The sequence below is a fragment of the Mycolicibacter sinensis genome (assembly GCF_001673565.1).
GTDB classification, from domain to species: domain Bacteria; phylum Actinomycetota; class Actinomycetes; order Mycobacteriales; family Mycobacteriaceae; genus Mycobacterium; species Mycobacterium sinense_C.
Map to the genome: position 1 here is coordinate 1 of NZ_LZMF01000051.1, position 8,761 is coordinate 8,761.

General features: G+C 67.3%; 7 protein-coding genes and 1 pseudogene. 3 read left to right on the plus strand and 5 right to left on the minus strand.

The features are described 5' to 3' along the window. The 3 genes from A5648_RS08425 to A5648_RS08435 form a co-directional block, all read right to left on the minus strand. Nucleotides 1-1,078, minus strand: a 1,078-nt coding sequence (locus A5648_RS08425; RefSeq protein WP_065024104.1) for a HoxN/HupN/NixA family nickel/cobalt transporter, incomplete at its 3' end; no start/stop codon positions are given. 9 nt (nucleotides 1,079-1,087) lie between these two features. Next, complete coding sequence (locus A5648_RS08430; RefSeq protein ID WP_065024105.1) at nucleotides 1,088-2,215, minus strand: mechanosensitive ion channel family protein; 1,128 nt, start codon at nucleotides 2,213-2,215, stop codon at nucleotides 1,088-1,090. Nucleotides 2,216-2,360: 145 nt separating this feature from the next. Next, the gene (locus A5648_RS08435) at nucleotides 2,361-3,302 is read right to left on the minus strand and encodes an alpha/beta fold hydrolase (RefSeq protein WP_065024108.1); all 942 of its coding nucleotides are present in this window, start codon (nucleotides 3,300-3,302) and stop codon (nucleotides 2,361-2,363) included. Nucleotides 3,303-3,438: 136 nt separating this feature from the next. On the opposite strand from A5648_RS08435, the gene A5648_RS08440 reads away from it, so the two are divergent. Next, entirely contained in the window at nucleotides 3,439-4,956 is a 1,518-nt protein-coding gene (locus A5648_RS08440) for a serine hydrolase domain-containing protein (protein WP_428844322.1), read from the plus strand. Between the two features lie 44 nt (nucleotides 4,957-5,000). Then, the gene (locus tag A5648_RS08445) at nucleotides 5,001-6,029 is read left to right on the plus strand and encodes a CobW family GTP-binding protein (RefSeq protein ID WP_065024106.1); all 1,029 of its coding nucleotides are present in this window, start codon (nucleotides 5,001-5,003) and stop codon (nucleotides 6,027-6,029) included. Nucleotides 6,030-6,067: 38 nt separating this feature from the next. Here A5648_RS08445 and A5648_RS08450 read toward each other — a convergent pair whose 3' ends face one another. Then, nucleotides 6,068-6,673 carry a TetR/AcrR family transcriptional regulator gene (locus A5648_RS08450; RefSeq protein WP_082966386.1) on the minus strand — a complete coding sequence of 202 codons (606 nt, stop codon included), beginning with the start codon at nucleotides 6,671-6,673 and terminating at the stop codon, nucleotides 6,068-6,070. 69 nt (nucleotides 6,674-6,742) lie between these two features. Here A5648_RS08450 and A5648_RS08455 point away from each other — a divergent pair, with 69 nt between their 5' ends. Then, on the plus strand, nucleotides 6,743-8,428 hold the full coding sequence (locus A5648_RS08455) for a molybdopterin-dependent oxidoreductase (protein ID WP_207511623.1): 1,686 nt from the start codon (nucleotides 6,743-6,745) through the stop codon (nucleotides 8,426-8,428). On the opposite strand, the pseudogene A5648_RS22675 reads toward A5648_RS08455, so the two are convergent. Beyond that, nucleotides 8,350-8,761 (minus strand): annotated as a pseudogene (locus A5648_RS22675) (molybdopterin oxidoreductase family protein); the annotation flags it as partial. The gene A5648_RS08455 and the pseudogene A5648_RS22675 sit on opposite strands and share 79 nt — an antisense overlap.

Genomic DNA, 8,761 nt, shown 5'->3' on the forward strand with positions numbered 1-8,761 from the left:
CTGGTTCCCGCCGGAGGCGTAGCGTCGGGGAACTCGTCGCCCACCGGGTTTCCAGCTTCCCCGCCTTCCAGTAGCCGATCGCGCCCAGCCAGGTGACGGCGAACAGCGCGACGATCGCCAGCCCGGCGTTATTGAGGCTGATTTCGCTGATCCAGGTGCTCACCGGACCCTCCCAATGCAGGTCCTCGTGCAGGACCGTCACCAGCTCGATCGTGCCGATCAGCAGTGCCACCGCGACGGACAGGCCGGTGACGGTGAAGTTGTAATAGAGCTTGCGGGCGGGCTGCATGAAGGCCCAGTCGTAGGCGGCGGTCATCAACAGCCCGTCGGCGGTGTCGGTCAGCGCCATCCCGGCCGCGAACAGCAAGGGCAGCACCAGGACCGCGTACCACGGCAGACCGGCAGCCGCGCCGCTGCCGGCCAGTACCAGGATCGCGACCTCGGTGGCGGTGTCGAAGCCGATCCCGAACAACAGGCCGACCGGGAACATCTGCCATGGACGCCTGATCCGGTGCATGATCGGGCGCAGCAGCCGAGCCAATATGCCCCTGTCTCCCAGCGCCGCCTCGAGGTCGTCCTCGGAATACGAGCCGCGTCGCAATCGGGTGAACGCGCGGAATATGCCCACCATCGCAACGATGTTCATGATCGCGATCAGGTAGAGAAACAGCCCGGAAGCCGTGATGCCGGCGATGCCCAGCACGCGCTGGGCCGGTGAAGTGTCGTCGGCCAGAGTCCCCGCCACGCGAGCACCCGCGATAACCAAGACGGCCATTAACAGCACCAGACTGGAGTGGCCCATCGCGAACCAGAAACCGACGGACTTGGGCTTCTGCCCGTCGCTGATCAGTTTGCGGGTGGTGTTGTCGATTGCCGCGATGTGGTCGGCATCGAATCCGTGCCGCAGTCCGAGCAGGTAGGCGGTCACGCCCAGCCCGATGCCGAACGCCTCGGTGCCCGCGTGGTAGCCGCGTGGTGCGATCAGGACCAGGGTGCCGAATCCGACCAGGTGCATGGCCGCGATCACTACCGCCAGCATGGCGATGTCGATACGGTCGCGGTGATCGAAGATCGGCACGATGGCCGGCTAATGCGCGTAGGCAGGTGTTTTCGTGTCGCTGACCCGATCGGAATCGCCGGCCAGGACGCTTGCGGATGGTTGCTCCACGCGCCAGCGCGGCAAAGCCGCGGGGTGCGTGCGCTGCAACCACTCGACCATGCCCTCACGAACAACGCATCTGAGGTCGAACAACGCACCGGAATCGGCCGCGCTCACCGTGATCCGCACCCGAAGGTAGCCGTCGACGGCGTCGGTGACCACCAGCCCGCTGGATCGACCGTCCCACAAGTCGCTCGTTGAGAGCAGCCGGTCCAGCTCGGCGCGCATCGCATCAACCGGTGCGGCGAAGTCGACGTCGAGCTGCACGGTGCCGAGCAACTCGGTCGTTCGGCGGGTCCAGTTCTCGAAGGGGGTCTTCGTGAAGTACGTGGTCGGGAGGATCATTCGTCGCTGATCCCAGACCTGGACCACGACATACGTCAGCGTGATCTCTTCGATGCGTCCCCACTCGCCTTCGAGCACCACGACGTCGCCGACCCGGACGGCGTCGGAAAACGAGATCTGCATGCCGGCGAACACCGAGCCCAGTGAGGTTTGGGCGGCCAGGCCAGCGACCACCGAAAGTATCCCGGCCGAGGCGAACATCGTCGTGCCGATCTGGGTGAAGGACGGGAAGGTCATCAGCGCCGCGGCCGTGCCGAGGACGACGACGACGGCGATCGCGAGCCGCCGCAGCGTGGTGATCTGCGTTTTGACCCGCCGCTGGAACCGGTCCGCATCGCTTACCTGCAACTGGCCGCCCGCGAAGCGGGCGATGGCGCGTCGCTCTGCCAGCAGTGTTAAAGCGGCGAACAACCACGTCACGGCGGCGATCATCAAGATGTGGAACAGTTGATCGACTCCACCACGGCCGGGCGTCGATGCCGGGACGGTTGCACTGACCGCGATGCGCGCGGCAATCACCATCAGGATCACCCGGACCGGCATTCGGGTCAAAGCCGCGAAGTCGTTGAGCAGTCCGCTACGCCGGCTGACGCGCTGCAGCAGCCAATACAGCGCCCAACCCAGCAGCCAGGCGCCTGCTACCGCGCCCGCCAGCCATGCCGTGGTGACGGCAAGGTGGATTGCGGACCCTCGATCGAGTTCTTCTGGCATAGCCATATCACCTCTTTCGGTCGGATTCGGATCGCCCGCGAGTGTAGGGGAGATCGCCGCTGCTCCGCCGATGCTGCATGAGCGGTTCGGCTCTCCGGCGCCGGTGAGAAAATGCCCGCAGGGCAGTACCCTCGTAGCGGCTTTTTTAAACCGTTGCGGGACCGATGAATTCGACGCCCGCGCGAATCGCGGGACGGTGCCGCAAGATTCGGAAATGCGCCAGCCGGCCGAGCCCTGCCGTCGTCATCAAGCGTGCGCCCGGCCATGCGGCGACGACCTTTTCGCTCGTCGCATAGGGAGTGTCGGGGTCATCGGGGTCGTGGATGAGCAGCAGCGGCGGATAGTCGGTTCGCTCGGCAATCCGGACCATGTTGGTGTCCTCGAGCGGCATGGCGATCCGGCGTTCAAGGCGTCGATGCAGGCCGGCGCGTATCCGTCGGCCGAAGTTGTGGCGCGCGGCGAAAAGATCCAGGTAAATCGGGAACTCGCCCATCGGCGCCAGGAACACCAACCGCCCGACCGTCGCGCCCCACGACGCCGCGAACGCGGTCGCATTGGCCCCCAGGGAGTGGGCAACAACCGCGCGGGCCGGCCCGTGCGTGCGGATCATGGCTGCGACCGCTTCGGCGCACTCGATGGCGGTGGTGCGACCCGGTGCGAGCACGCCCGGATCGGACTCGTTATGGCTGGGCAGGTCGAACGCGATGACCCGATGCCCGGATTCGACCAGAGGTTTGATGAACATCCCCAGGTGAGGCCGACGCCCACCCCAGCCGTGCACCAGATAGACCGGCGGCCCCTCGCCCCAGGACTCGCCCACGATCCGGTGTCCGTCCCAATGCGCTTCCAACGGTTGGCCGGGCGGGACGCCGGGCGGCATCCGCAGGCTGGAATCCATGACCGGCGGGGTGCACCACAGTTCGATCGCCCACCGCGACCCGATGGCGGGCGCGAGTCGCTCCAGTAGCCAGAACGCCCGACGCACCCGAGGGGTGACCGGCGGTTGGACACCGGAGCCCTCCACATCGAGAACGATGGGGCTTGCATCGCTCGAAGCACTGGGTTTCACTTCCGGTTCCCGGCGCAGACGTCGAGCGGGCGGCGGGTTCGTTAGGTCCGGCACATATCGAGGGTAGCGAGATGATGCGGTCTGGAGCCATCATCACGTTGCCCGCCCCAACCGGTGACGCGGGCTGGACGACTGGGGCCGATCCGTCGATGCTGTGACGGTGGCGAGATCGCGCATCTTCCAGGCCTGCGCCGTGGGAAGCGTCGCGCTCGTGCTGGCGCCGGTTCCGTCGTGCAGCTTCCCGCAGCACCCGCCACCGCCGGCCAGCACCGCGTCCACCACAGTGCCCGTCATACCTCGTGAGGATGCGCCCTACGCACCTCGCGAGGAGCTGGTCGCGCCGGTCTCTGCGCTGATGAACGACGCGATCGCGGCTCCCCGGCTGCCCGGTGCAGTAGTCCGGATCGGGCACGCCGGCACGATCGTGTTCAGCCAGGCCTTCGGGGCGCGCAAGCTCGCGGACGAACCGTGGCTTGACGGATCGCCTGCCCCCGCCGAGCCGATGACCGAGGACACCATCTTCGACATCGCGTCGCTGACGAAGTGCCTCGCGACGGCCGTCGCGGTCCTGCAACTGTACGAACAGGGCCGGGTCCAAATCGACGAACCCGTCCAGACCTACCTGCCGGAGTTCAACGAGGCAGGCGACCCCCGGCGCGCCCAGGTGACGTTACGCATGCTGCTCACCCACACCTCGGGCATCGGAGGCGACTTGAGCCACCAGGGTCCGTGGGGCCTGACCGAGCCCGACAAGGCCGGTGGTGTTCATCGGGCACTGACCGCACCGCTGGAGTTCGGCCCCGGCGAGATCTTCCACTACTCGGACATCGGTTTCATCATCCTGGGCGCGCTGGTCGAGACGATGACCGGCCAACCGTTGGACACCTACGTGCAGGACAACGTTTTTGCGCCGCTGGGCATGACCGACACCCGTTACCTGCCTGCCGCCAGAGCGTGTGGCCCGCATCAGATCCGCGGTACTGCTATCGCATTGGACGCGAGCGCATCCCCGGACGGCGAGTGCCCGGCAGGTGGCTGGAGAACCGACCTGTTGGCCCGCATCGCGCCGACGGCGCATGACGAAGACACTCCCGGGATCAATCCGGACTACGATCAGCTGCTGCGCGGCACGGTGAATGACCCGACGGCACGCCGCATGGGAGGGGTGGCCGGCAGCGCCGGAGTGTTCTCGACCGCCAGTGACATCGGCAGGTACGCCCAGGCCCTACTCGATCGGCTCGCCGGGCGCCCGAGCCCGTTTCCGCTGCGGCGATCCACCGTGGAATTGATGACGACACCTCAGCAGCCCGGGCACGACGCAGCACAGCTGGTGGCCGCGAACGCCGCTGCGCAACAGGCGAATGCACTCTCACCCAATAGGGCCGATCCGCTGCTCGCCGCGCACTATCCGGCGATCGCCGGACAGGATCTCCGCGGTTTCGGCTGGGACATCGATACGCCGCACTCCCGGCCGCGCGGGATGATCTTTCCGATCGGCAGCTTCGGGCACACCGGGTTCACCGGAGTGACGCTGTGGGTCGACCCCGGGTCGGACACGTACGTGGTCGTGCTCGCGAACGTGATCCATCAGCGCGGTGGTCCGCCCATCGCCGGGCTCAGCGGCGACGTGGCCACCGTCACCGGGCGGGCGCTGCATCTGTATGGCAACTGAAGGGCCGGCTTCGACCCCGTGCGGGCGCTGTCGATAATGGCCGGGTGGCCGACCGCAACACGCCCGCCATCCCCGTCATCGCGCTGACGGGGTACCTCGGGGCGGGCAAGACCACGCTGCTCAACCATGTGCTGCGGGCGCCGGGAGCGCGAATCGGGGTCGTTATCAACGACTTCGGTGAACTAAATGTCGACGCCGGACTGGTGGCGGGCCAGGTCGACGAGCCGATGTCCATCGCCGGCGGCTGCATCTGCCATCTGCCCGATGACGGCGCGCTTGACCAGGCGCTGGAGAAGCTGGCCGACCCGAAGCTCGCCCTCGACGCGATCATCATCGAGGCCAGCGGGGTGGCGGAGCCGGCGGCGGTATCGCGGGTCATCCGGTTCAGCGGGGTGGAGCGGATACGCCACGGCGGTGTCGTCGACGTCATCGATGCAGCCGAGCACTTCGACACCGTCGACACCGGGTCCGCCCCGCCGCCGCGCTACGGCGTGGCCTCCCTGGTCGTGGTGAACAAGCTGGACCGGATCGCCGAGGACGCCCGCGACGCGACCCTTCGTCGGGTCGAAGCCCGTGTGCGCGAACTGAATCCCGACGCTCACGTGGTGGGTGCGGTGGCGGGACGGGTCGATCCCCGGTTGCTCTACGACGTCACCGACGGCGGCGAAACCGGGCAGATGTCGCTTCGGGAGCTGCTTATCGACGAGGCCGCCGACGCTCACGATGAACACCACGACCACGTACATGCGACGTCGGTGACCGTCGTCGGCGACGGCGCCGTGGACCCCGGTTCGCTGATCGACCTGCTCGAGCAGCCGCCGCAGGGCGTCTACCGAATGAAGGGCACGGTTGCGATCGGCAAGCGCCACTACCTCTTTAATGTGGTCGGCACGTCGGTGCACGTGGTGACCGCGCCTGCGGGTGCCGGGGCCAGCCACCTCGTCGCGATTGGCACGCACCTCGACACCGCGGACGTTCAGGCTCGGCTCGAAGAGGCCCTTCGGCCCGCTGGCGAGAAGGTGGCCGCCGCCGGGATGCGGCGGTTGCAGCGGCTGAGGCGCTACAGCATTTAGGCCTTACGAGCGAGTCCGGCCGACCTCATCACACGCGGTCAGGGCTTGCGGCGAACAGCGATACCGTTGAGCAGATTTTCCAGGGCCGCCAGCGAATCCTTGCTCGCGCGCTTGGGGTCAGGCGAGCGGGCAACTGTCATCGCGGCTTCGCACATCGCGCCATGTACGAGGTGCGCCAGCGGCTCCACGCGCTGGCGTTCGAGGTGGCCGTCAGCGATCGCTTGAGAAAGACCCTGCCGCAGCAGCGACGTGACATGCTCGTCCTCGAGCTTGCGCATCATCTCCCAGCCGAGGACAGCGGGCGCGTCGATCAGCGTGATGCGCTGCACGCCTGGATCCAGCACAGCGTCGAAGAAGGCTCGGCAGCCGGTCAGGAAATTCTGCCAGCTGCTGTCGCCGCCTCGGGCTGCGCGCAGCACAGCCTGGCCGATCGCATGCTGCTCGGCTTCATACACCGCGGCGAACAACGCGCGTTTGCCCGCGAAGTGGTGGTAGAGGGCGCCTTTGGTCATGCCGGCACGTTCAACGATGCCATCAACGGAGGTGGCGTCGAAGCCGTCGTCGGCGAATGAGCGGCGCGCCACCGCCACGATCTGCTCGATGGTGACGCGCGTGCGTTCTGCCTGGGTACGCGGGCCGGTCACGGTTGCCAGCATAACCTACTCACAGTACATACTTGCGGTACATACCGTCAGTACGTTTATACTGCCGGTATGCAAGTTCAGCGGCATGTCTGTTCGCTCTGCGAGGCCGGTTGCGGTTTGGAGAGCAGCGTGGACGCCGGCGAGGTCGTCTCCATTCGCGGCAATCGCGACCATGTTCTGAGTCGCGGGCATGTGTGCCCGAAAGCCTTCGGGCTCAAGGAGCTTCACGTCGATCCCGACCGGGTACGCACACCGCATCTCCGCGGCGCCGACGGCCGGCTCCGGCCCGCGTCCTGGGCGGAGGCGTTCGCGGTCATCGATCAACGACTCACCGCGATCATTGACCGGCACGGCGCGGATGCCGTGGCCTTGTACCTCGGCAACCCCGTGGCACACGACTTCGCCACGACGCTGTACGCCAGTGCCGCGATGCGGGCCCTCGGCTCACGCAACATCTATACCGCGAACACCGTCGACGCGATGCCGAAATTTGTTGCCTGCCAACTCATGTTCGGGGGGATGTACACGGTGCCGCTGCCCGACATCGACCGCTGCTCCTATCTGTTGATCTTGGGCGCCAACCCGATGGTGTCCAACGGGAGCCTGCTCACCGCTCCGGGTATGCGGGCACGGCTCGGCGCACTGCGGCGCCGCGGGGGACGGTTGATCGTGGTCGACCCCAACCGCACGCGAACCGCCCAAGAGGCCGACGAGCACTACCCGATCCGGCCGGGCACCGATGCGCTACTACTGGCGTCGTTGGTGCAGGTGCTGTTCAGTGAGGGCTTGGTCGATCTTGGCAGGCTCGACCCGCACGTTCGCGGCGTCGAGGATGTTGAAGAGGTCACGCGCGAGTTCTCGCCGGAAGCTGTTGCGCCGCACTGCGAAATCCCGGACGCCGAGATCCGCCGCATCGCGCGTGATCTCGCCACCGCGTCTGCTGCGGCCGTCTACGGCCGCACCGGCACCTGCACCCAGCGATTCGGCACCGTGTCGAGCTGGCTAATTGATGTCCTCAATGTGCTGACCGGCAACCTCGATCGGCCCGGCGGTGCCATGTTCGCCCGCCCGGCGGCCGATCTGCGACTGGTGACCGCCGGGCGGACGGGCACCGCGATCGGGCGATGGCGCAGCCGCGTGCGCGGCGCCCCCGAAACCCTCGGCGAGCTGCCGCTGGCGTGCCTTGCCGAGGAGATCGACACCCCGGGGACCGGGCAGGTGAAGGCGCTGATCACCGTCGCCGGAAATCCGGCGCGCTCAGCTCCGAACAGCTCTCGCCTCGCGGCGGCATTCGAGCAGCTCGAACTCATGGTCAGCCTGGATCTGTACCGCAACGAAACGACACGGCACGCGCACGTACTGTTGCCGGCGCTCTCCCCGCTGACCAAGCCCCACTACGACTTGTTCTTCGGCCACTTCGCGATCCGCAACACCGCCACCTACTCACCGCCGGTGCTGCCCGCGCAGCCCGACGACCAGGCGGACTGGCAGATCTTGCTGCGCTTGATCGGAATCCTGGCACGGCAAGGTGCCGCGGCCGACCTGAAAGCCATCGACGATATGGTCGCCGAAACGCTGAACCGTACCGTCAACGGCGACAGGCACGCAGCCGGCGATTCGACTGCCGAGCCCGGCGGTCCCGAACGTCTGCTCGACTTGCTGTTGCGCGCCGGGCCCTACCGCGACGGCGGCCACCCGCTGACCCTCGCCCGGGCGAACTTGCCGAGCTGCAGACGTGCGACGTCGGCGGGGTGAATCTGCAACGTGCACCGGTCTGGTCCTTTGGCCAGCGTGGGCAGGTTGTGCATCCAGGAGTTGTTCGACCGCAGGTGACGCCGCCCGACCAGCACCATGCTGTGTTTGCGGGGCGGCCGCAAGCTGGTGCGCAGCTGGGCAACATCGTCCACCAGCGGGGTCGGGGCGAGCTCGATCTGCCCCGACGGTGTGGTGAGTATCCCGGGGAGTTGCGGGCTCAGTGGCCCGAAATCCATCCCGTCGGGATACTCGCGCACCCGGGCGAGGGTCAGCGGGTGGCCGCCGTCGCGGTAGGGCCCGGCGCGCAACAGCAAGTCGAGCAGACGTTCGGGC